19 protein-coding genes are annotated in these 21,770 nt (G+C 57.5%); 7 read left to right on the top strand and 12 right to left on the bottom strand.

Features of this window, described 5'->3' with window-relative positions; translation table 11 throughout:
• Window positions 1–22: 22 nt before the first annotated feature.
• Genes PSH65_RS19620 through PSH65_RS19605 form a run of 4 tightly spaced genes read right to left on the bottom strand, consistent with a single transcriptional unit; the run spans window position 23 to window position 3,818 of the window.
• Entirely contained in the window at window positions 23–667 is a 645-nt protein-coding gene (locus PSH65_RS19620) for a CpsD/CapB family tyrosine-protein kinase (RefSeq protein WP_305421898.1), read from the bottom strand.
• On the bottom strand, window positions 668–1,414 hold the full coding sequence (locus PSH65_RS19615) for a sugar transferase (RefSeq protein WP_305421896.1): 747 nt from the start codon (window positions 1,412–1,414) through the stop codon (window positions 668–670).
• Window positions 1,411–2,469, bottom strand: coding sequence for an NAD-dependent epimerase (locus PSH65_RS19610; RefSeq protein ID WP_305421895.1), 1,059 nt, complete (start codon window positions 2,467–2,469; stop codon window positions 1,411–1,413). The genes PSH65_RS19615 and PSH65_RS19610 overlap by 4 nt, the downstream gene beginning before the upstream one ends.
• On the bottom strand, window positions 2,466–3,818 hold the full coding sequence (locus PSH65_RS19605) for a UDP-glucose/GDP-mannose dehydrogenase family protein (RefSeq protein ID WP_305421894.1): 1,353 nt from the start codon (window positions 3,816–3,818) through the stop codon (window positions 2,466–2,468). The genes PSH65_RS19610 and PSH65_RS19605 overlap by 4 nt, the downstream gene beginning before the upstream one ends.
• Window positions 3,819–4,206: 388 nt before the next feature.
• Between PSH65_RS19605 and PSH65_RS19600 the strand changes: the two genes are divergently transcribed.
• The 7 genes from PSH65_RS19600 (at window position 4,207) to PSH65_RS19570 (ending at window position 11,453) form a co-directional block, all read left to right on the top strand.
• The gene (locus PSH65_RS19600; RefSeq protein WP_305421893.1) at window positions 4,207–5,904 is read left to right on the top strand and encodes a sulfatase-like hydrolase/transferase; all 1,698 of its coding nucleotides are present in this window, start codon (window positions 4,207–4,209) and stop codon (window positions 5,902–5,904) included.
• 183 nt (window positions 5,905–6,087) lie between these two features.
• Window positions 6,088–6,756 (top strand): ABC transporter ATP-binding protein, encoded by a 669-nt coding sequence (locus tag PSH65_RS19595; RefSeq protein ID WP_305421892.1) that lies wholly within the window; start codon window positions 6,088–6,090, stop codon window positions 6,754–6,756.
• A 1-nt stretch (window position 6,757) separates the two neighbouring features.
• The gene (locus PSH65_RS19590; protein ID WP_305427022.1) at window positions 6,758–9,229 is read left to right on the top strand and encodes an ABC transporter permease; all 2,472 of its coding nucleotides are present in this window, start codon (window positions 6,758–6,760) and stop codon (window positions 9,227–9,229) included.
• A complete protein-coding gene (locus PSH65_RS19585) occupies window positions 9,219–10,292 on the top strand; it encodes a lipocalin-like domain-containing protein (RefSeq protein ID WP_305421891.1) in 1,074 nt (357 codons plus the stop codon). The genes PSH65_RS19590 and PSH65_RS19585 overlap by 11 nt, the downstream gene beginning before the upstream one ends.
• Before the next feature lie 62 nt (window positions 10,293–10,354).
• The gene (locus PSH65_RS19580; RefSeq protein ID WP_305421889.1) at window positions 10,355–10,597 is read left to right on the top strand and encodes a hypothetical protein; all 243 of its coding nucleotides are present in this window, start codon (window positions 10,355–10,357) and stop codon (window positions 10,595–10,597) included.
• A 10-nt stretch (window positions 10,598–10,607) separates the two neighbouring features.
• Window positions 10,608–10,781, top strand: a complete 174-nt coding sequence (locus PSH65_RS19575; protein ID WP_305421888.1) for a hypothetical protein — start codon at window positions 10,608–10,610, stop codon at window positions 10,779–10,781.
• Window positions 10,782–10,868: 87 nt separating this feature from the next.
• Complete coding sequence (locus PSH65_RS19570) at window positions 10,869–11,453, top strand: hypothetical protein (protein ID WP_305421887.1); 585 nt, start codon at window positions 10,869–10,871, stop codon at window positions 11,451–11,453.
• Between the two features lie 429 nt (window positions 11,454–11,882).
• On the opposite strand, the gene PSH65_RS19565 is transcribed toward PSH65_RS19570, so the two are convergent.
• From PSH65_RS19565 to PSH65_RS19530, 8 genes are all read right to left on the bottom strand, one after another.
• The gene (locus PSH65_RS19565; protein WP_305421885.1) at window positions 11,883–13,745 is read right to left on the bottom strand and encodes an ATP-binding protein; all 1,863 of its coding nucleotides are present in this window, start codon (window positions 13,743–13,745) and stop codon (window positions 11,883–11,885) included.
• 298 nt (window positions 13,746–14,043) lie between these two features.
• Entirely contained in the window at window positions 14,044–14,310 is a 267-nt protein-coding gene (locus tag PSH65_RS19560) for a hypothetical protein (RefSeq protein WP_305421884.1), read from the bottom strand.
• Window positions 14,307–14,654: a DUF6124 family protein gene (locus tag PSH65_RS19555; protein ID WP_305421883.1), complete on the bottom strand. Its 348-nt coding sequence runs from the start codon at window positions 14,652–14,654 to the stop codon at window positions 14,307–14,309. Before PSH65_RS19555 ends, PSH65_RS19560 begins: the two co-directional genes overlap by 4 nt.
• A 194-nt stretch (window positions 14,655–14,848) precedes the next feature.
• The gene (locus PSH65_RS19550; protein ID WP_305421881.1) at window positions 14,849–15,112 is read right to left on the bottom strand and encodes a hypothetical protein; all 264 of its coding nucleotides are present in this window, start codon (window positions 15,110–15,112) and stop codon (window positions 14,849–14,851) included.
• Window positions 15,113–15,366: 254 nt separating this feature from the next.
• Window positions 15,367–15,864, bottom strand: a complete 498-nt coding sequence (locus PSH65_RS19545) for a hypothetical protein (RefSeq protein ID WP_305421879.1) — start codon at window positions 15,862–15,864, stop codon at window positions 15,367–15,369.
• Between the two features lie 93 nt (window positions 15,865–15,957).
• On the bottom strand, window positions 15,958–16,326 hold the full coding sequence (locus PSH65_RS19540) for a hypothetical protein (RefSeq protein ID WP_305421877.1): 369 nt from the start codon (window positions 16,324–16,326) through the stop codon (window positions 15,958–15,960).
• A gap of 8 nt (window positions 16,327–16,334) precedes the next feature.
• Complete coding sequence (locus PSH65_RS19535; RefSeq protein WP_305421875.1) at window positions 16,335–21,044, bottom strand: RHS repeat-associated core domain-containing protein; 4,710 nt, start codon at window positions 21,042–21,044, stop codon at window positions 16,335–16,337.
• Window positions 21,044–21,766 (bottom strand): DUF4123 domain-containing protein, encoded by a 723-nt coding sequence (locus tag PSH65_RS19530; protein ID WP_370694656.1) that lies wholly within the window; start codon window positions 21,764–21,766, stop codon window positions 21,044–21,046. Before PSH65_RS19530 ends, PSH65_RS19535 begins: the two co-directional genes overlap by 1 nt.
• Window positions 21,767–21,770: the final 4 nt, after the last annotated feature.

Raw genomic sequence — 21,770 nt, 5'->3', positions numbered from 1 at the left:
CGTCATCCTTTTCTGCGGTTGCTTACAGGTTTTTGTAAAGCCATTTGGGCATGTAGTACTTGCGCCGGTTGAAGACGCTGCCCACCAGTTTTGCGCCGGCCTGGGTCAGGCGCTGGACCGCGGCCTGGGCCACTTCCCAGCGCGTGTCTTCGGCGCGCACCACCATGATCACGCCGTCCACCAAGGTGCTGATGACCAGGGTGTCGGCGGCCGAATACACCGCGTCCCCGTCGATCACCACGAAGCGATACCGATCGCCCAGTTGGTTGAGCAACGGGGCCAGCTGTTCAGTCGTCAGGCGCTCGGCGCCGCGGATGTGCCGCCCGTTCGGCATGATGTGGAAGGGCAGGCTGGAGACGTTCACCAGGCAGTCCTGCAGCAGCGGCGGCGAGGTGTTGAACAGCAGGTCGCGAAAGCCGCGTTCTTTGGTCAGCCCCAGCTGTTGCGTGAGGTTGCCCTCCGACTGGCTGGCGTCCACCAACAGCACTTGGCCGCTGCTCATTGATGCCAGTTGGCTGGCCAGCGCCAGGGCGCTGGTGGTGGTGCCGGCGCCTGCATTGGCAGCGGTCAGGAAGAGGATCCGCAGATCCAGGTCGAGCACGGTCGAGGTCAGATTGGACTCGCTCGGGCTGGCGATGGTCAGGCTTTTATTCGATGAACCGTCCATTTAACTCGCTCCGTGGCCGCTGAATACTTTGAAGGGGGTTTTCAACAGGATCTTCAGATCAAGCAAAAGGCTCTGCTCGGCGATATAGCTGAGGTCCAACTCAACGCGCTGGTCGAAGTCGATATTGCTGCGTCCTGATATCTGCCACAGGCCAGTCATGCCGGGGTAGATGCTCAGACGTGCAAGGTGGTTGTCCTTGTAGCGATAGGCGTTGAACGAGGTCGGTCGCGGACCTACCAAGCGCATGTCGCCGCTGACTACATTGATCAGGTTGGGCAATTCATCGAGGCTGCTGCGCCGCAGGAAGCTACCGATGGGGGTAATCCGCGGGTCGTCGTCGATCTTGAAATCGATGGCGTCGGCACCGTGCTTGTTGAGGTGGCGCAGGGACTCCTTGAGCTCCTCGGCGTTGGCCACCATGGTGCGGAACTTGTACATACCGAACAGGCGGCCGCGGTAGCCGGTGCGTTTCTGCACGAACATGACCGGCCCCGGGCTGCTGAACTTGATTACCAGCGCCAGGCCCAGCAGCACAGGGGAGATCAACAGCAAAATCACCAGCGCGCCAAGGCATGCAACCACCCGGTTGGTTCGCGACAGGGTCCAGGGCCGACCGCCATCGCGACCGGTCAGCCAGCCGCGACCCTGCATGTGGATCGCCGTGTCCAGGCGCATTCGGTGTTCGGGGTCCAGGCGTTTGTCACGCTGCATGTGATTGAGCAACACGCCTTTTTCATGTCCAGTCATAGAGTCCTCCGCTGAGGCCCGGACGCGAGTGGCGAGTGGGCGTTGCGCAGTGGGTAGTAGTCACGGAACCAGGCGATGAATCGTCCGAGTCCTTCATCCAGCTCGATCCGTGGCTGGAAACCGGTGGCCTGGGCCAGATCACTGGCATCGGCGCAGGTGTTGAGCACGTCGCCCGGTTGCAGGGGCAGCAACTCGACGAGGGCTTTTTGTCCGAGGTGTTTTTCCAGCAGCGCCAGGTAGTCCTTGAGCTCCACCGGTTGTTGTCCGCCAATGTTGTAAATGCGCCACGGCGCCATGCTGCTGGCCGGGTCCGGTTGTTCGCGATTCCAGTCCGGTGCCGCTTGGGGCGCGCGTTCGATCAGACGGGCGATGCTCTCGATGATGTCGTCGATGTAGGTGAAATCACGTTGATGCTGGCCGTAGTTGAACAGCTTCAGCGGCTGACCTTCGGCAATCGCCCGGGCGAACTGGATCGGCGACATGTCTGGCCGGCCCCAAGGCCCGTACACCGTGAAAAAACGCAAACCGGTGCAGGGAATGCCGAACAGATGGCTATAGCTGTGGGCCATCAGCTCATTGGCTTTTTTGGTCGCGGCGTACAGCGACAACGGATGGTCGACGCAGTCCTTGACCGAGTAAGGCGTGTGCTGGTTGGCGCCGTACACCGAACTGGACGAGGCATAGATCAAGTGCTTGACCGGGTGGTGGCGGCAGCTTTCGAGGATGTTCAGGAACCCGCTCAGATTGCTGTCGAGGTAGGCCCGGGGATTCTCCAGGGAGTAACGCACCCCGGCCTGAGCCGCGAGGTGAATCACTACCTCCGGTTGCTCACGAACAAACAGGGCTTCGAGCGCCGTGGCGTCGGCCACGTCGACTTTGGCGAGCGGGAAATCGCCGACTTGCTTGCACACCCAATCCACGCGGTCGTGCTTGAGCTGCGGGTCGTAGAAGTCGTTGAAATTGTCCAGGCCGCACACCTGATGCCCGTCGCGCAACAGCCGCAACATGCAATGGGCTCCAATGAAACCGGCTGCTCCGGTGACGAGTATCTTCATGGCCGTGGCGCCTCGGGAGCGATGTGCCGAAGCCCGATGCCGCTGTAGTGCAAACCGGCCGCCGCCACGTGCTCCGGGTTGTAAAGATTGCGCCCGTCGACGATCACCCGCGCGCGCAGTTTGCTCGCCAGCAGGTCGAAATCGACCACACGGAAATTCTTCCACTCGGTGCAGATCACCAGCGCGTCGGCATCTTCCAGGGTGTCGTCGCGAGTGGCGCACAGGTGCAGGTCATTGCGGTAGCCGTAAATGCGCCGGCACTCAGCCATGGCTTCCGGATCGTAAGCCTGCACGCTCGCACCTTCGGCCCACAGCGCCTCCATCAGATAGCGACTGGGGGCTTCGCGCATGTCGTCGGTATTGGGTTTGAAGGCCAGGCCCCAAATCGCGATGGATTTGCCGACCAGGCCATCGGGAAATAGCGCCTGCAGTTTGCTGAACAGAATGTGCCGCTGACTGTCGTTCACTTCGGTGACGCTGCGCAGCAGACGCAATGGCATGCCGTTGTGTTCGGCGGTGTACAACAGGGCACGCAGGTCTTTGGGAAAGCACGAGCCGCCGAAGCCACAGCCGGGGTAGATGAAGTGGTAACCGATGCGCGGGTCCGAGCCGATGCCTTTGCGCACCGCTTCGATGTCGGCCCCCAGCAACTCGGTGAGATTGGCCAGTTCGTTCATGAAACTGATGCGGGTAGCGAGCATCGCGTTAGCGGCGTACTTGGTCAGCTCGGCGCTGCGGTTGTCCATGAACATGAGCTTTTCGCGGTTGCGGCAGAACGGTGCATAGAGTTCGCTCAATTGGTTGCGCGCTTCTTCGTCATTGGTGCCGACGATGATCCGGTCCGGGCGCATGCAATCGGCCAGGGCGCTGCCTTCCTTGAGAAACTCCGGGTTGGACACCACCCGCACGTTCAACGCCTCCTTGCCACGGCGTTGCAGTTCCTCGCAGGCGGCATTCGCCACCTGGTCAGCGGTGCCCACCGGCACGGTGGACTTGATGATCAGGGTGCGATCGGACTCCATGAAACTGGCGATTTGCCGAGCGACATTCAGCACATGGCTGAGGTCGGCGGAACCGTCTTCTTCGGCGGGTGTACCCACCGCGATGAAAATCAGCTCGGCGTGTTCGACCGCGTCACTGGCCTGGGTGGAGAAGAGCAGGCGACCGGCCTTGATGTTGTCTTCCAGTGTGCTGGACAGTCCCGGTTCGCTGATCGGGGGCACGGCTTGTTGCAGTTGCTTGATCTTGTTGGGATCAATGTCGACGCACAGCACACGATGTCCGACATCGGCCAATGCCGCAGCTTGTATCAGACCGACGTAACCCGTACCAAATACGCTCACGTCCATATTGGCGTGCCTCGTAAAACGGTGGATGTAACTGAAATGAGACTGTCAAAAGGGGTATAGCCCAGTGGTGGGAAAGCGTGTCAGCAAAATGACGGGTAGCGCGGGCTGAAAACCCCGATTTCACGGGCTATTTGCTATCAAGTGCTTGCCGTGGCTGGATTTGTCGCGGTTTAGAGGGCTTTTAAGAAAGCGATAAACGGTCGAAAGGCTTGTATTACAAGGGTTACAGGCAATTTAGCGTGTCAGATTTGAGGCAGTATTTTTTTGACGCTTTTGGCAAAAAACCGGCATTTCTTGCGCTTTCATGGCTCGGTGCTAGTGTCAGAAAATGTATGACAATCATTGGCTTTCATTGGCTAATGACTGCCACGGAGGTACTGCAAGCACCATGATCCGATACTTCAAGGACCTGTTGCTGGTTCTGTATTTACTCAAAAGCTACGACTATTACCTCGCTCGTCTCGATGCGCTGGGCATCGGATTCCCGATGCTGCTGTACGGCGGGATGTTCGTGGTGCTGGCGATCGCGCTGTTCATGACCGCGTACATCCGACAGACGCTAATCCGTCATGTGTTCGCGTTGGCGATGTTTGGCTCGGCGGTGTTCTTCGACGTCTATACGCAAGTGACTGCCGGTTACATGACCTACAGCAGTTTTGTGTCGCTGGTGTATTCCGGTGGGTTTATTCAAGAGGCGGCGTACCAGTACCGCGATGCAATCATCAGCGGGACGGTCAGTGGTTTATTGCTGCTGTTCGGTATCGGGCTTAAGCCGCGTCGACGGACGCCATTACCCGGTGCACTGCTGGTGGCGGCGCCAGTGCTCGGGGTGCTGATGCTCAGTGCCGTGCTGTTTGTGCGGGCCGGTGAGGGCGCCCGTGGCTTACCGATCATGTACACACCGTTGGCCTATTTGAATCTGTTTACCTATGAAGCGCTGCACAACACCGTCGGCCCGCGCGAACCGGTGAAACTGGCGCGTATCGATCAGCCGGTGGGGCACGACATCGTGCTGATCATCGACGAGAGCATTTCCGGCAACTACCTGGACATCAACACGCCGTTCGGTGTGCACAGCAACCTCAAGGAACCGCGCCCAGGCGTGGACATTTTCAATTACGGCTACGCGGCGTCCATTGCCAATTGCAGTGCCGACACCAATGTCACCCTGCGCTACGGTGGCACCCGCGGTGACTACATGCGGATCAACAGCACGTTGCCGTCGATCTGGCAGTACGCAAAAAAGGCCGGGCTGCGCACCGTTTATATCGACTCCCAACGCACCGGTGGCAACTTGCAGAACCTGATGAACGCTGCCGAGAAAAAGGACATCGACGAGTTCGTGCAATTCGACCAGACCAGCGTGCGCGACCGCGACATGGCCGCGGCGGCCAAGCTGATCGATCTGCTCAACGACGGTAAACCGGAGCTGGTGGTGATCAACAAGCTCGGCGCGCATTTTCCGGTGCATGATAAATACCCGGATGCGTTTATGGCCTACCGCCCGACATTGCCCCGAGGGCAGTTTGTCGAGGTGGCGGACACGGGCACGCGCGATGGTTTCAACGGTCAGCTGGATGATTGGTTGCTGTACCGCAACGCCTACAAAAATACCGTGCTGTGGAATGTCGGCGAGTTCTTCGCACGGGTTTTCGCTCAGGCGGATTTGAGCCGTGCGCTGCTGATTTACACCTCGGACCACGGGCAGGATCTGCACGAGCGCGGTAACCCGGGGCTCAATACTCACTGCGGTGGTGATCCGGTGGAGGAGGAGGGCTTGGTGCCCCTGGTGGTGATTTCGGGCAGCGGTTTGAAGACTTTGGACTGGCAGGCGCAATTGCCGGCCAACAAGGATCGCTCCAGTCACTACAACATCTTCCCGACGTTGCTGCAGGTGATGGGTTATGACTTGGCGGGGATTGAGGCGGTGTATGGCAAACCGTTGAGTGTGCCGACGGTGGACGATTTCACGTTTAACTATCGGTTCAATGCGCGGTTGGGGGCCAAGCCTGAGTGGAAGCATATTGACCTGAACCGCATTGTGACGCCGGGGCGGGTGGTGCCGAGTGTGGCGGTGGGGCAGTGAGGTTGTTTGTTGGCTGAGCCGGCCCCTTCGCGAGCAAGCCCGCTCCCACATTTGATCGATGTGTACACAGCTTCTGCGTGCACCGGCGATCCCTGTGGGAGCGGGCTTGCTCGCGAAGAACGATAACGCGGTGTCGCTGCCGTCCGCTATCCTAGGCCCACTGTCTTCAACGAGTCTCCCCTCATGCTTTCGGTCCAGGGCGTCTTCAAAAGCTACGCCACCCCCCAAGGCCCATTGCCCGTGCTGCAAGGCGTCGACCTCACGTTGAAGCCCGGCAGCAGCCTGGCGCTGATGGGCGAGTCGGGCAGTGGCAAGAGCACCTTGCTGCACCTGATCGCCGGGCTGGACAAGGTCGATCGCGGCAGCATTCGCAGCGGCGAGCATCGGCTGGAACAAATGACCGAAAGCCAATTGGCGAACTGGCGGCGGACCGAAATCGGCCTGGTGTTTCAGCAGTTCAACCTGATCGGCAGTTTGCGCGTTGAAGACAATCTGGCGTTTCAGGCGCGTCTGGCCGGGCGCCACGATCCACGTTGGCAGGCGCATCTGGTGCAACGTCTGGGGTTGGGAGATTTGCTGCGGCGCTATCCGGAGCAACTGTCTGGCGGGCAACAGCAACGGGTTGCGTTGGGCCGCGCCTTGGCATCGCAACCGAAACTGTTGTTGGCCGACGAGCCCACCGGCAGCCTCGATGAAGCCACCAGCGATGAGGTGTTGAAGTTGTTGCTGGAGCTGCTCGACGACAGCCCGACGACGTTGTTGATGGTCACTCACAGCCCACGGGTCGCCGCGCGGTTGGCAGACAAAGTGGTGCTGCACGGTGGCCGTCTGGCTGGCGCGGGCGAGCGCTGAGGTGCGGGTTTTTCGCGAGACGCTGCGAGCGCTGCTCAGCCATTGGCGGCAGCACCCGGTGCAATTTTTCAGTGTGCTGACCGGGCTCTGGCTCGCCACCAGCCTGCTGACCGGCGTGCAAGCGCTGAACAGCCAGGCGCGCGAAAGTTACGCCCGGGCCAGTCAGTTGATCGGCGGCGAACCTCAAGCCAGTCTCAGTGCGCCCGGCGGCGGGGTGTTCTCTCAGCAATTGTTTATCGACCTGCGTCGCGCAGGCTGGCCGGTATCGCCGGTGTTGCGCGGCCGGGTAACGCTCAAGGGGCATGAAGACCAGCGCTTGCAGTTAATGGGCATTGAGCCAGTGTCGTTGCCGGCCGGTTCTGCAGTGGCCGGGCGGTCGTTGCCGATCGAGCAGATCGTCGAGTTTTTCACCCCCCCGGGCAGCACCTGGATTTCGCCGCAGACGTTGCAGGCATTGGGCTTGCACGAAGGTGAAACCCCGGTGGCCCAGAGCGGCATCACTTTGCCGCCGCTGCGAGCCCAGACCGACATGGCGCCCGGTGTGTTGCTGGTGGACATCGGCTTCGCCCAACAGATTCTGCAATTGCCGGATCAATTGTCACGGCTGCTGCTGCCCAAGGATTTCACCGCGACCCTGCCTGATGAGTTCAAGGGCCAACTCCAGTTCAAAAGCAGCGGCGAAGAAAACAATCTCGCGCGCCTGACCGAGAGCTTCCACCTGAACCTCGATGCCTTGGGCTTTCTGTCGTTCGTGGTCGGCCTGTTCATCGTTCACGCGGCGATCGGCCTGGCGCTGGAGCAACGCCGAGGCTTGCTCAGAACTCTGCGCGCCTGTGGGGTCAGCGCCCGCCTGTTAATTGCCTGCCTTGCCGTCGAACTGGGTGGTCTGGCGCTGATTGGGGGTATCGCCGGCGTCGTCAGCGGCTACCTGCTGGCCGGCGTGCTGTTGCCGGACGTCGCCGCCAGTTTGCGCGGCTTGTACGGCGCCGAAGTACCGGGGCAGTTGAACCTCAGCCCGCTGTGGTGGTTCAGCGGTATCGGCCTGAGCCTGTTCGGCGCCTTGCTGGCCGGCGCCAACAGTTTGCTGCGGGCGGCGCGGTTGCCGTTGCTGGCGCTGGCCAATCCGCAAGCCTGGCATCAGGCCCACGCGCGCTGGTTGCGGCGCCAGGGTTGGGTCGCGGCGATGGCGGCGATGATCGCGTTATTGGCGTTGAGCTTCGGCGACAGCCTGAGCAGCGGCTTCGTGTTGATGGGCGCATTGTTGATCGGCGCCGCACTGGCCTTGCCGGTGGTGTTGAACAGCGTGCTCAACTGGGTGCTTGGGCGCAGTCGCTCGGTGCTCGGCCAATGGTTTCTCGCCGACTGCCGCCAGCAACTGCCGGCCCTGAGCCTGGCGTTGATGGCGCTGTTGTTGGCACTGGCGGCAAACATCGGCGCCGGCAGCATGACCGCCGGTTTCCGTCAGACGTTCAGCAACTGGCTCGAACAACGCCTGACCGCCGAGCTGTACCTCAATCCGCAAAATCCCGCCCAGGCTCGAGAGCTGCACACCTGGCTCAAACAACAACCTCAAGTCACCGCGGTGCTCCCGAACTGGCAAGTGTCGATCCAGTTGCAGGGCTGGCCGGCGGAGGTCTTTGGCGTGATCGATCACCCGACTTATCGTCAGCATTGGCCATTGTTGGAAGCCTTGGGCGACAACCCTTGGGAGCGACTGGCCAAGGACGACGCGCTGATGCTCAGCGAGCAACTGGCCCGGCGGTTGAAGGTACGGCTCGGTGATCACCTGACGATCCCGACGCCGAATGGCCTATGGTCGCCACGGATCGTCGGGATCTACGCCGACTACGGCAATCCCAAGGGCCACCTGCTGGTCAACATCAATCACCTGTTGCGCGGCTGGCCGCAGTTGACGCCCAACCGTTTCAACCTGCGCATCGACCCGGCATCGATTCCTGGGTTCCTGACCACGCTGCAAGCCCGCTTCGCTCTGGAGGACAGCCGCATCTTCGATCAGGCCCGGCTCAAGGGCTGGTCCACGCAAGTATTCGAACGCACCTTCGCCGCCACCGCCGCGCTCAACAGCCTGACGCTTTGCGTCGCGGGCGTGGCGCTGTTCATCAGCCTGCTGACCCAAAGCCAGAGCCGCCTCGGGCAACTCGCGCCACTGTGGGCACTGGGCGTGACGCGACGGCAGTTGATGCTGCTGAACCTCGGGCAGACCTGGTTGCTGGCAGTATTGACGCTGGTGCTGGCATTGCCTTTGGGCATCGCATTGGCGTGGTGCCTGGACACGGTGATCAACGTTCAGGCCTTCGGCTGGCGGTTGCCGTTGCGGGTGTTTCCGTTGCAACTGTTGCAGTTGATGGGCCTGGCATTGATCGCCACGTTGCTTGCCTCGGCGTGGCCGCTGTACTCGTTGTATCGCACGCAACCGGCCGATTTGCTGAGGACGTTTGCTCATGAAGATTAAGGTCGGGGTGGTGTTATTACTGGCATTGCTGAGCGGCTGTGACAACACCCCCGCGCCAGAAAAAGGCTTCGCCGGCCTCGGCCATCAGGCGCAGGCATTTACCCCGGTGGTGCCCGGGCGAGTCTTCAATTTTCCGGCGGACCACGGCCCCCACCATGGTTTTCGCATCGAATGGTGGTACGTCACCGCCAACCTCAAGGACGATCAGGGCCGTGAGTTCGGCGCGCAATGGACGCTGTTTCGCAGTGCGTTGAAAGCGACGCCCGAGCAACCCGGCTGGGCCAATCAGACCATCTGGCTGGGCCATGCGGCCGTGACTTCCGCTACGGTGCACCATGCCGCCGAACGCTACGCCCGTGGCGGCGTTGGCCAGGCCGGAGTGAGCCTGGCGCCGTTCAACGCATGGATCGACGATTGGCGTTTCAGCAGTCAGGCCACCGCTGAGAACCCGCTGGCGGACCTGCAACTCAGCGCTCGCGACAAGGCTTTCAGCTACCAGCTTCGACTGACCTCCACACGTCCACTGGTGCTTCAGGGCGACAAAGGCTTCAGCCAGAAATCCGAACAAGGCCAAGCGTCGTACTACTACAGCCAGCCGTTTTTCCAGGCCAGCGGCACGTTGGAAATCGATGGCAAAACCTACACCGTCAGCGGCCCGGCCTGGCTCGACCGCGAGTGGAGCAGCCAACCCCTGACCGCCAACCAGACCGGCTGGGACTGGTTCTCCCTGCACCTGGACAGCGGCGAACACGTCATGCTCTACCGCATGCGGCAAAAGGACGGCGCGCCATACCTCACCGGCACCTGGATCGATGCCCAAGGGCAGACGCAATTACTGCATGCCGACGACATCAGCCTCACACCACAAGACACCGCCAACGTGGCCGGACGTTCGATGCCCGTGAGCTGGTCGATCAAAATCCCCGCCAAACACCTCGAAATCACCATCAGCGCCCTCAATCCCAAGGCGTGGATGGACTTGCGCATTCCCTATTGGGAAGGGCCGGTGCGGCTTAGCGGCAGTCATGGCGGGCAGGGGTATCTGGAGATGACCGGCTATTGACCCGGAACTCTCGGCGCCACGCCGTTTTCCTACGTAATGAAGCCCATTCACGGGAGCCCGCCATGAGCGACGACCTCAAACCGCCCGACCTGGCCACTTGGCAGCGGCTGTTCGACGACAAGGCCTATTGGCAGCAATCCCCCGACGCGCATTACAGCGAACTGCTGCGCATCGCCGACGATCTGCTGGGGCAGGGCGCCATTGACCTCGAGCAATGGCAGACCCTCAAAGCCAAGGCCGATCAATCCCACAAAGACTCGCCCGCCGTGAATGTCGCCCACGAAGTCGACGATCCCGAAGCCTGAGGAACATTCCATGAGTCCCAAACCGACCACCCCCTCGGAAAACCCCGACGAACCGCGGCCACCGGGCGAAGTCGAGCGCGACAACGACGCCCTGCGCCCCACCGACCCGACCCGGCGCAAGGAAAGCGGCAAGGGCACGGAAAGCGGCGAATCCACCGCGCAAGAAACCGCGGACACTCCCTGAGTAGCGTCTATGCTCATCGGCACGGACGGCGCCGAACCTGGATTGAGAGCCGTCTGCTGCCATCCAATCACAGGGAACGTACCGCTTATGAAGATCAACGCACTGACCAAAGCCATCACCCTCGCCACTCTCCTGTCCACCGCCAGCCTCAGCGCCATTGCCGCGGACATCCCGCTGTCCGCCGTCGTGGAAGCCGATCAGGTCGTCACCAAAGTCCTGTCGGTCGACGCCGCCAAACACCAGGTCGTCCTTGAAGGCGCCGAAGGCCGTCAGGTACATGTACAACTCAGCGACAAGGCGAAAAACCTCGGCAACCTGAAAGTGGGCGATCAAGTCAACGTCGAGGTCGTCCGTTCCGTCGCGGCCTACCTCGACACCGATGTCGACAAAGGCCTGCCAGGTTCCATCGAACGCACCGGCGAAATCCGCGCCACCAAAGACAACCCCAACCCCGGCGGCGAAGCCTTCCGTCAGGTACAGGTCCAACTGAAAATCACCCACATCGACCTGAAGAAAAACCAGCTGACCTTCGAAAACCCGGCTGGCCAATCCAAAACCATCAACGTCGAAAAGCCTGAAGTCCAGGCGAAACTGAAAGATCTGAAAGTAGGGCAGAGCGTTGTGGTGACCTATACCGACGTGCTGAAAGTGACCACTCAACACCCAAGCTGATCATTATTTGTACGTATTGATTGTTTTTGTGCAGATAGTTGTACAAGAACAATCAATTTTAATGGTCGAACTGGTGGGTTTAAGAAGGTTGTAAGCGTTGTGTGAGCAACGCCTTACGAAATATTACGTGTATAAAATTTCATGTTTATACGTGACGACATATCTGCCAAATTCTATTAAAATCCTTCCCGTTCGCCCGGTGTCAGGGCTCTTTACCGGTGCATGGATTGCCAGGCCATTACACTGGGCGAACACCTTCTTTGGGAGGCGGTGTTTAAAAGTTTTGGATATAAAAAATGGGCGACCTTGGAGTCGCCCATTTTTATTGGGTGATTTAAAGCTGCGCCCGCAACTGCCGCCCGCGCAAAACAACGCAGCGTCATCGCCAAGCGCCTCGCCCAGCGAAAGCGTTTCCAACCGTTGAAAACTTTAGATTGCATCCAATACCGGAGTGCTGGCCTTGAGCTGCTGCCGGTAGTTGGCTGCACGCTGAAGCACTCGGGTCAAGGCCATAAAGTTCGCCGGTTTGGTTAAAACGTCATTGGCCCCCGCGGCCCTGAAACGCTCTATCTCGCTCGAAAAAGCGCTCGCGGTGAAAGCAACGATGTAGCAAGTATCGCCCAATGGTAGTTTGCGGATTTTACGAATGGCCGCTAGCCCATCCATAACAGGCATGTTGATATCCATAAAAATGATATCTGGAGTCGAAGTCATAGACTGATTGACCGCCTCCAGGCCGTTTGACGCAAGGTCGGGTGTATAACCCAACTCCTGTAGCATCGCCATGGCAACTTTCTGACTCACGGGATGGTTTTCCACCAGCAGGATATCGAGCGGGAAATCCTCGGCAAAAGATGAGTCGAAACCCACCACTGCATGATCGTCCCCGATGGGTATTTCCGAGACTGAAAAAAGCTCCATGGGGAGGGAGAAGGAGAACGTCGATCCGACGCCAGGCTGACTGGTAAAGGATAAAGTCCCCTGCTGCGCCTCGACCAGATTTTTGCAGATTGAAAGGCCGAGCCCACTCCCGGTAAAGCGTTGACTGGCCGGCCCTTTGAACTGAGTAAAGGGCTTGAACAGGCTGTTTTGCCGTTCAGCGGGGATACCTATGCCGGTATCGCGTATGGAGAAGTCGAGTCGGGCTTGAGGGCCGTAACCGCTCGTCGTGACCATGAGCGATACTTTTCCGGCTTCGGTGAATTTGACCGCATTGCCCAACAAGTTGAGCAAGATCTGGCGAAGGCTATCGGTATCGGTTTTGACCAAGGAAGGTACGTCCGGTGAGACGTGGGCCTCAAGTGCTATTGGCTTGTCCTGAATGTTTTGCCGGATCATTTCAATACTGGATAAAACCAATGCTCTCACTTCGAAAACACGAGGTTTCAATTCAAGTTTGCCCGCTTCGATTTTTGCAAGGTCGAGAATGTTGTCGATAAGAGACAGCAGGGTTCGTCCGCTGGTATTAATCGTTTTTAACAGACTGCTTTGCTCGGGGCTCAGGGTGGACCGCGCCAGCAACTCGGTCGCGCCGATGACACCGTACATCGGTGTGCGGATCTCATGACTCATGGTGGCCAAAAATCTGGTTTTTGAACGATCAGCGTCCTCGGCGGCATTTTTTGCCTGATTCAATACCTGTTCGTTTATTTTCAATTGCTGGAGATGAGCACGCATGCGTAAAAGGCTGAGGGCGAGAAATACCAGAATGGCCAGGATGATATGGTGCAGGGAGTCCTGATTAAGTTGGTGGTAGTAGTCCGCCAACGTAATCTCCGCGCCAGTAACATAAATCGTACCGTCCTGCGATTTCATTGGGACGAAGACGGCGCGAAAGTCTCCCCAGTGATCCGAGTAGTCGATCCAGGTGGGTTCGGTGCGCTCAAAACTGTCGAGCAAAGCCTGACTGGCATCCGGGTAGGGATCGAAAAAGCGTACGAAATTCTTCTCCAGAATCTCTTTTTTCGATGCGCTGGAGCTGACCAGATAAGCCTCGCCCGAGCGTTTGACCACGCTGTAGACAAAGGCAGTACCCATGGAATTGTTGAAGCTGGAGAGTCGCTGAATGGCATTCCAGTCTTCCGTTTCGGATTTGGACTGTTTGTCGATCAGATTGTCATGGTAGCGGTCGCCAAGGATGGCCGAAGCACCCAACGCAGCATGCAGCAATTTGTTATTGATGTTTTCAGTGAGGACTCCTTGAGTCTCGACGTAGAGGTAGTAGATATAGCCACTGACACCTACGATGTAGACCAAGAGCAAGGCCCATGTTTTCCGCCTGAGTTTGAACATTTATCACAGCCTCCATACTGCGCGCGGAAGTATAGTTTGAAGGTTGGGTGAAAACCATGGTTTTGTTTTTCGCGGTTTTCAGGTGAGGCGGTGAGAAGTTACTTGACCGAAGAGACGGTTTTTTGGTTTTTTGTGCTCACGATGTTGAGTAAATTTTTTGGAATAATCAGAAGTTTAAAGACAGTTTTTAACAAGCTCTTGCGAAGTGCTGCGTGCATAAGTCTGGGAGGCGGTGTTTAAAAGTTGCGGATATAAAAATGGGCGACCCTACCTTGGGTCGCCCATTTTTATTAATGATTTAAAGTTGCGCTCGCAACCGCCGCCCGACCACATCCAGCAAATCGCAACCATCACGCAATTGGATTGCTAACACCCTCGCAAACTCTTGCAACAGCGCAGCATCACCACCAAGCGCCTCACCCAGGGACAGGGTTTCCAACAGTTGAGTGACGCTGCGAATGCGATACGCCGCCGTCTCGTGCAACACATCGACAGGCGCTTCGGTGTCGATCAGCAGCGAAGGGATCGTGCAGTCGATGCCGGTAATCGGCATGTATCGAGTCATGGCTGCACCTCCTGAGCGTCGGACACCCCACCGGGTGGATCGAGATTGTCCAGCGCCCGGTTTACCAACAATTCACCCAGCACGGCCAATTGCTGAATTGATAACGCCAGACTGCGGTGCGAGCCTTCGAGCTCGCACGCAAGATCAGTGGTCAGCACGTTGAGCGAAGCGAGGGTTTCGCAGGCGTGGCTTAGCAGGGTTTCGGTGTCGATGTTGGGGAGGAGGGTGAAAACGTGGCTGATGGGGTCGGGATGTTTTGGGTCGCGGAGGCGGGCGCTGATGGTGCGTTGGGTTGCTTGGCTGAGTTGGAGGGGGTCAAGGGAATCGGGTGGAAATTTTTTCATCGTGAAGCTCCTGAAACAATGGAGCCGCAAAGCGGCATTTGCATGCCTTGATCGTGTTCGGTCTGTCAAAACCGGTCGCTGAGGTTGCAGCGACTGGGGGAGGTTATCTGGGGAGGGAGGGGTATACAAGTTCATGGATGGCGATAGAAGTTGCGGGAAATATCCGAAGCTTTTGTCAGGCGACGAACTTCAACTCAACAGGCGGTTCCACGGTCACTACCGGGCTTGATCATGAGCAAGTGGTCCATTTGTTGAATTCGACATTGCTCGACGAACTCCAGTGCGCTATCTGGTTTTTCCAGATATTGGTCGAAGCACGCTTTTGGGATTTCGTAGTACTCCTCGTAATCGACGAGGCAGTTGCTGACCGGGATTGACAGGTAGAACTTTCTCGATGTTATTTCCTGCCCGATGCTGAAGTAATCAGTTTTGTTTGTGAGAATATCTTTGAACTTCATCTGGATGCCAGTATATATTTAATTTTGTCAAAATTAAGATTTGTAACGGTGCTGGGTATTTCGGTCATGATTGTTCTAGGTTAATGGGGCTGCCGTATGCCTTGATTTCGAATAAGAGCTGGTCAAGGATTATGACAACTCTCCCGGTGTTTTGTGCTGCGTACTCCGCACGAAGTATTATAAAAAACTCGCCGACTGTTTTTGGGGGGGGCGCTGAGGCTTGCTATTAGATGAAAGTCTTTTTGTGACATAAATCAGTTTCTGAAGTAAGTCTCATCCAGCTGACGTCTACGTATCAGCAGATACTCCTCCCACACCTTGGGAAAGTCCTCATCTTTGGTAAATGGGAAGGTCAGATAGATATGTTTTCCCGTCACGCTTATATACTCACGTGCACGTTTGAAGGCGGGTTGTTCGTATATCGAGATGCTTTCATCGTAACCGTCATGACGGTGAGAGATACTTACCCAATGTGGAGCGATCATGCCTCGCGCAAAATCAATCACCCAACCATGATCCAGTCCAGTGCTCAAGTAACCGTAAACACCATCGTTTGAGAGACGGATACACGATTTGGCCTGAGCACCGTTGTCGTCATTTACTACTACTATCTTGTCGTTGAAGTATTGGATGCTTTTCTTATCCGGTCCTTTCAAAATCAGATTCCAGCCTTCGGCGGACATTCGAAACTCACCTTGGTTTTCGAATTCGGCGATCCAGCCGTTTGAAAGAGTGATTCGATGTTTGTTCATGTTTTATCCTGTAAGCCAAAAGGGGGCAGATTTGTTTTCATAGTATAGAAAATAAATCTGTCCCCTTTGTAGTTTGTCCAGGTTGTTTGATTTTTACTGCTGTGCACCATATTGTTCTTTAAGTCTTTGGCACTTTAATAGTATTTCTTCTCGGTCATCTATTGCGTTTTTTTCGCACCAGTCGTTGATGAGTTTGGCGCCGTAGTTTAGTGGTAATATTACATGCTCGTTCACGAATTCAAATGCCATGCCATCTTGAAGGTAGTCAGGGATATTTAACTGGTCTTCATCTATGCTTACATAGATTCCGGACATTTCAATTCCAAATCCTTCTGAGTTTAAAAGACTGTCCAAGGCTAATGGTAAAAAGCTTTTTATTTCCCAGGCGAACGAGTCACGTAGATCCAAGAGGCAGTTGTGAATGATACTTTGTTGTGAAGCAGTTAAAGTAGAATTGCTCATGGTTGGGCCTACATGCTGGGGTGAAAGTTTGTAACGTATGTGCGTGTTTCGTCGAGATAGATTCGAAACGTTATCCCATCACTTGATGCAGTATAAACACGGTTTCCACTGGCTTTAGCGCCAGCATATCCGCTGGCTGCAGCATCTTTACCTGCGTTGTACATTCTTTCAGTAGAAATTACATTTGGGTCGTAAACTGTTTTAGGACTTTTGAATTGCTTTACCCCTACCACTTGCCCTGTTCGGTCCAGTGCATCTCTTCCGTACGTGATCGTGGAAACTCCAGGAGTGCTTGGGCTTTGGACCTCTGAGAGGACATAGAGCTTGTTGTCCTTGGTCGCTTTCATAAAATCGTCCCGATTGTGAGCGCCTGAAACACCTGTTTGCGTGTTATAGCCGTCCGCTTTCTCAAGGTGGTGTTTTGCATTGTCACTGATGGGGACTCCCTTATGGTCAGTAGTCCCTGGAGGGCAGTTATTCAACCCCAACGGATCCACCCACCCCGTAGGGTTAGGCACGTACTGGTAGTTATTCAACCCACCCGCAAGCTTGATCGGATCCGGCGTCAAAAACCGTCCAGTGCCCGGATTGTAGTAGCGATGCCGGTTGTAATGTAAGCCCGTTTCGGCGTCGAAGTACTGACCCTGGAAGCGCAGCGGGTTGTCGATTTCGGCGATATCGAGGGTGGCAAGGTTGCCGTAGGCGCGGTATTTCGCCGACCACATGATCTCGCCGCTGTAGTCGGTAAGTTCCTGCGGGGTGCCGAGGTGGTCGAGTTGGTAGTAGAACGGTGTGGCTTTCAGCGGGCCTTCGCCATCGAGCATGGCCAGCGGGCGGAAGCTGCCGGGTTCGTAGATGTAAGTGCGATAGCGGCTGTCGGCGCTTTCAGCAATAAGGCGTTCGCCTTGCCACAGGAATTCGATGGTGTGGCCATCGACGGTTTTGGCGATACGACGGCCGAAGGCGTCGTACTTGTAGCTTGCGATGCTACCGCCGGGCAGGCTGACGCCGATCAGGCGATGTTGGCAGTCGTAGCGATACTCGGTGACGAGTTTCTGGCCGGCGCCACGGCGTTCGCGGATCAGGTTACCGTGGGCGTCGTAGTCATAGTGGCGGTCGCCCTGCATGAGCAGGCGGTTGCCTTTGACGTTGGCCAGGTTTGCGGTTGGCTGGTCGCCTTGGCCGAGGAGGTTGCCCGCCGGGTCATGGGCGAAGCTTTCCGGAGTGGTGCCACGGACGTTGATCAGACGGTCCAGCGGATCATAGTGATAGCTGCGGTTGCCTTTGCGGCTGTCGTCGATGCCGGCAAGGTTGCCGTTGGCATCGTAGGCGTAACGGCGGCGGAACAGGTTGCGTTCCTGTTGGCTGACGGTGTGGGCTTGCAGTCGGCCTTGTTCGTCATACTGGTATTGGCTGAGCAGCAGGCCTTGTTGGCGCTGCAGTTCGCGGCCCGCGTTGAACTGGTGCGTGGTGAGGCGAGAGCCGTTGAGGTCGATGCTGCTCAGGCGTCCACCGGATTGGTGGCGGTAGTCGAGTTTACTGCCGTCGGGGAGGCGGCAGTGGCTCAGTTGGCCGAGGTTGTCGTACTCATAACGCAGGGTGCCCCAGCCTTGGTGTTCGGTGATCAGGCGGTCTTGCAGATCGTATTCGTAGGCGAGAGGCCAATGGCCGTCGTCGACGTTGACGAGGCGGCCGAGGGCGTCATAGCTGTAGTGAATTTCCTCGCCATCGGCCAGGGTTTTCACCAGCAAGCGACCAGCGGCGTCGCGTTGGTACTCGGTGACCAACTCACTGGCGTCGTCGCCGAATTCGGTTTTCTTCAGCAGTTGGCCGTTGAGGTCGTACTCGTAAGCGGTACGGCGACCGTCGAACCCGGTTTCCTGCTGGATCAGGCCGTTCGGGTAGTAATCGAGGTGGTAGTGCTCGCCACGTTCGTTTTCGATCTCAGTGAGCAGCAAGCGCGAGTTGTCGTAACGGTAGCGAAGCTGACTGCCGTCCGGGTTGAGGCGACGGCTGACCAGGTGCAGGCCATCGGCGTATTCGTAGCGGGTGACGCGACCCAATTCGTCGCGTTCAGCGGTGACTTTGCCGTAGGCGTTGTAGGTGAACGCGCGGGTTGCACCGCCGGGCAGGGTGATTTGCGCGAGGCGGTTGGCGGCGTCCCATTGGTAGTGGGTGATGGCGCCGGTTTCTTCCTGACGGGTAATCTGCCGGCCCAAGGCGTCGTAACGGTATTTGCGCTGGCCGCCATCGGGCAGGCGCTCTTCCAGCAGTTGGCCGAGGTTGTTCCAGCCCAGTTGATGACGGCTGCCATCCGGGTGACGGATTTCCAGCAGGCGGCCTTGACGGTCGTAGCTGTAGAGGGTGGCATTACCATCAGGGTCAATCTGTTGAGTGATGTCGCCCTGATTGTTTCGTTGATACTTCCAGGTGGCTTTGCCTCGGTGCACGTCACTGACGAACCCGTTGCTGTATTCATACGAAACGGGTTCATCTTCCGGAGGAATGACGGCCGTCATCAAGCCGTCTTCGTCGTACCGATACTCGGTAACGGCGCCTAGCGGATCTTTTTCTGCAATCAACTGGCCTTTATCGTTGTAGGCCTTCAGGTGTTCAGCGCCATCCGGATCGATCTTGCTGATAAGCCGCGCTTTATCGTCGTGGGTGTAAACCTCTTCGCTGCCATCGGCGTTGGTAACGGTGACGCTGCCTTTATCGTCCCAGGCGTAATGCGCTTCCATCTGCGAAAAGCTCGCCCAGTGATGGACGCAGCGTGACAACTTGCCTTCGTTCTCCCACTCCCAAAAGAAACTCGCGCCACCCGCCAGTTGCCGCTCAAGAATCACGTGCTGATCGTTGTAGCGATAGTGTTCGGCTTCACCGGCAGCGTTCTTCGCTTCAATCAGGCGATGCTGCGCGTCATAGTTGTACGTGACCAGCGTCTGGACAGTGTTCCAGGCGTCTTCCAGATTGTCGGCGGGAATAAACTGTTGATAGTCGACGGCGATGATGTGCTTGCGGTCGTATCGCAAGAGCAGGGCACGACCGGCGCCATTGTCGAGGCGTTTGATCCTGCCGTGGATGTCACGGGTGATGTGCAGCCGGTTGCCATAGCTGTCGCTGATGGCGATCAGGGTTGCGCCTTTGCTGTTGTAACGGAAGTGGTAGAAGGACGGTCGACTCCCGGCTTGAGCCAGGACAAGTTCCGACGGGTCGTCACCGATGAAAATCGCTGCCCGTGACAGGCTGTTGGTAATCGCCGGACGCTGTTGGCTTGGAAGCGGAAATGGCGTCGCCCGATTTTCGTGGTCAGTCCAGATGACTTCATCGCCATTGATTTCGATTCGATGAGCCAGTGCATGGCTCCAGCCATAACCCAGGCCGCAATCGATTTCCACTGCGCTGCTTCGGTAAAGACGTGTCCACTCAAATGGCAGCAGGCCGTCGAGTTGGCCATCGTTGAGCGTCAATAACTCTTCACCGGTGACCATCGATACAGGGCACTTGTCGGTGCAGGTTTTGGCCGCGGGTTCAGCGCTTTGGTCAGCAGGTGTCTTGGCTTGCCTGGAGGCGTCGTCGCCCGTTTTGCCCTTGCCCAGTTTTGTGTTTTTCTTCCCGTCAAAGCGAACCTGCGCCACCCCTTTCTTCACCTGAGCCGTCACGCCACGAGCCGCTACCGCGGTGTACTTCGCGACGTATTCCATGAAGCCTTTGATGATCTTGAACACCGACTCCACAAAACCGGTCACGGCCTTGATGATGATTTCGCCGTACTTTTTCAATCGCGCGGCGAGGTAGATGACACCAGTACCCTCTGCAGCAATGGTCAGCACGATCGAAATCACGATGTCGATCGCGATGCCGACGACCGCCGCCGTGGTCATTTTTGCGGCGTCACCGGCCATCTTCATCGGTGGCATGCCGGCCAGCCAGATCACGGCACTGCGTACCATCAGGAACAGGGCGGCCTCGTCGCTGGCCAGCAGCATGGCTTTCTTCATGACGTCTGGCGATTCTTTTGCCAGTGCTATCAGCTTTTGGGTGCCGGCACCGAGGTCTTTCGCAAACTTGCTCGGGTCTTGCAGGATGTCGAGCACCAGGCTGATGCCGTCCCAGACGCCTTTGATCGCTTCCCAACCGCCTTCGAGGATGCCGTTGCCGACCGCCATGGCGGTTCCCGAAGCGGACATGTTCGACCATTGCGGTTTGAAGCCGGCCCATTCCTTACGCAGGAAACCTTCCAGTTGACCGGTCAGGCCGTCATAGGACTTGAACAGGGTATCGATCTGAGCCGGGGTCACTTCGTTATGGATACGGATTTTGTAGAACTTGCCCGGAATACCACCCGTCCAGCTGGCTTTGCCTTGGGCGTCGAGTTTGACTTTGCTGACCGCGCCGCCTTCTACCGCAACGATTTCGACTTCGATGTCACCCAGCGGGATGTCATACACCGATTCGAATTTGCTCTCGATCAGCAGCGGCCCCTTGAGTGGGCACTGGGCAACGTTCGAGGCAAAGTCGCCATCGGTCATGCTCACCGATTTGCTGGTGTTGCCGACCTTTATGACGCGCTCCATGCCCAGCAGGGAGGGCAGGTCTGTTGCTCGACTGCCTTTATCGGCGGCTTTCGCGTACCAGGTTTTGGTCTGTTCTTGATACAGCTTCAAGCTGTCCTTGAACGTGCTCAGTTGGTTGTCAACGTAGGCAACGCGATCCATCAGCCTTGCTCCAGAATCAGGTGGTTTAACAGTGCTTCATTAAGATTTTTCGGAGCATCCGGGCGGCGCACGAAGCGTGCGATTTTCAGCTTCAGATTGCTCTCGGGGTAAGCGGCGAAGATGTCTGGACGCTCCTCTTCCAGCCATTGCATCAGGTTGCCGATCAGGGTCGACGGGTTTTGCTTCGCAAGGCTGTCGAGCAGCTTCTGCGGCACCTCCCACCAAGGCCAGTCCTTCGCCGTTGGCACCGCGCGCGGCCCCACCTTCAGGCTTTTCCCATTAATCAGATACCGATCAAACACCGGCAGCACCTCACCGGCGGCATCGCCGAGTCCTTCCAGAATCGGGTAGATATGCCGCCCGTCCCAGAACCGGAAAAACACTTCGGTCCCATTCGGCATGCGCACTTGAGTCAGGCTGCGCAGATGTTCGAACACCACGTTCGGTTCGCTGCTGGAAACGGCCAGCCATCCCCAATCGAGGGCGTCGGTTTCAGCAATCCAAGGCAGGAAATTTGAGTTGGGTTTCAACTCGGTGAGGTAGGGCATCACTGGCTGCCAAGCCGCATAGGGTGTACCGCCCCAGATCGGGATTGCCTGGGTTGTGGGTTCATTTTGGTAAAGCGTCTTGAGCGCTTCGGCATCACTGGCCGCGCTAACGATCAAGTACAAACGCTCACCCGTCTGCAACGGCCGTTCGGCAAGCCACGCCTGCGGAGTCATCGGA

The sequence above is a fragment of the Pseudomonas sp. FP603 genome (assembly GCF_030687415.1).
GTDB classification, from domain to species: Bacteria; Pseudomonadota; Gammaproteobacteria; order Pseudomonadales; family Pseudomonadaceae; genus Aquipseudomonas; species Aquipseudomonas wuhanensis.
This window is presented reverse-complemented; position numbering and strand designations above follow the sequence as displayed.

Coding starts and splice junctions, on each gene's coding strand:
- PSH65_RS19550 (WP_305421881.1), bottom strand. CDS start 15,112: ATGAAGTTCAAAGATATTCTCACAAACAAAACTGATTACTTCAGCATC.
- PSH65_RS19540 (WP_305421877.1), bottom strand. CDS start 16,326: ATGAGCAATTCTACTTTAACTGCTTCACAACAAAGTATCATTCACAAC.
- PSH65_RS19545 (WP_305421879.1), bottom strand. CDS start 15,864: ATGAACAAACATCGAATCACTCTTTCAAACGGCTGGATCGCCGAATTC.
- PSH65_RS19570 (WP_305421887.1), top strand. CDS start 10,869: ATGAAGATCAACGCACTGACCAAAGCCATCACCCTCGCCACTCTCCTG.
- PSH65_RS19560 (WP_305421884.1), bottom strand. CDS start 14,310: ATGACTCGATACATGCCGATTACCGGCATCGACTGCACGATCCCTTCG.
- PSH65_RS19565 (WP_305421885.1), bottom strand. CDS start 13,745: ATGTTCAAACTCAGGCGGAAAACATGGGCCTTGCTCTTGGTCTACATC.
- PSH65_RS19620 (WP_305421898.1), bottom strand. CDS start 667: ATGGACGGTTCATCGAATAAAAGCCTGACCATCGCCAGCCCGAGCGAG.
- PSH65_RS19530 (WP_370694656.1), bottom strand. CDS start 21,766: ATGACTCCGCAGGCGTGGCTTGCCGAACGGCCGTTGCAGACGGGTGAG.
- PSH65_RS19605 (WP_305421894.1), bottom strand. CDS start 3,818: ATGGACGTGAGCGTATTTGGTACGGGTTACGTCGGTCTGATACAAGCT.
- PSH65_RS19585 (WP_305421891.1), top strand. CDS start 9,219: ATGAAGATTAAGGTCGGGGTGGTGTTATTACTGGCATTGCTGAGCGGC.
- PSH65_RS19600 (WP_305421893.1), top strand. CDS start 4,207: ATGATCCGATACTTCAAGGACCTGTTGCTGGTTCTGTATTTACTCAAA.
- PSH65_RS19580 (WP_305421889.1), top strand. CDS start 10,355: ATGAGCGACGACCTCAAACCGCCCGACCTGGCCACTTGGCAGCGGCTG.
- PSH65_RS19535 (WP_305421875.1), bottom strand. CDS start 21,044: ATGGATCGCGTTGCCTACGTTGACAACCAACTGAGCACGTTCAAGGAC.
- PSH65_RS19555 (WP_305421883.1), bottom strand. CDS start 14,654: ATGAAAAAATTTCCACCCGATTCCCTTGACCCCCTCCAACTCAGCCAA.
- PSH65_RS19610 (WP_305421895.1), bottom strand. CDS start 2,469: ATGAAGATACTCGTCACCGGAGCAGCCGGTTTCATTGGAGCCCATTGC.
- PSH65_RS19575 (WP_305421888.1), top strand. CDS start 10,608: ATGAGTCCCAAACCGACCACCCCCTCGGAAAACCCCGACGAACCGCGG.
- PSH65_RS19595 (WP_305421892.1), top strand. CDS start 6,088: ATGCTTTCGGTCCAGGGCGTCTTCAAAAGCTACGCCACCCCCCAAGGC.
- PSH65_RS19615 (WP_305421896.1), bottom strand. CDS start 1,414: ATGACTGGACATGAAAAAGGCGTGTTGCTCAATCACATGCAGCGTGAC.